Origin of the sequence: Acetobacter fabarum, assembly GCF_040702925.2 — a bacterium.
Lineage (GTDB): Bacteria > Pseudomonadota > Alphaproteobacteria > Acetobacterales > Acetobacteraceae > Acetobacter > Acetobacter fabarum_B.
Genome location: NZ_JBFCXX020000108.1, coordinates 1 through 249, shown reverse-complemented (window position 1 = coordinate 249; position 249 = coordinate 1). Strand labels below are relative to the sequence as shown.

Below are 249 nucleotides of genomic sequence, written 5' to 3'. Positions count from 1 at the left end.
ATTCAAAGCGTCTGTTTATCCGGGCGAAAGTCCTCTGATTGTCCATTACTAATTTTTGTGGGTTTCCAATGTCGTCCAAACAAACTCTCGCTCTGGCCCTGTGTTTCGCGATTACCGGTTGTGCACAGACTCCGAAGAATGACGCCGATGGCGGCAGCTGGTGGCCGTTCGGCTCGTCCGACAAGGTCGCGGCCAAGGAGCCGACGCCTGCACCCGCACCTGCACCGGTAAAGCCAGCCGCTACTGCAC

General features: G+C 57.0%; 1 protein-coding gene. It reads left to right on the top strand.

Annotation, left to right across the window (positions count from 1 at the left end):
* Positions 1-68 precede the first annotated feature (68 nt).
* On the top strand, positions 69-249 hold a 181-nt coding region (locus tag AB2L51_RS15300), incomplete at its 3' end, for a hypothetical protein (RefSeq protein WP_400922715.1).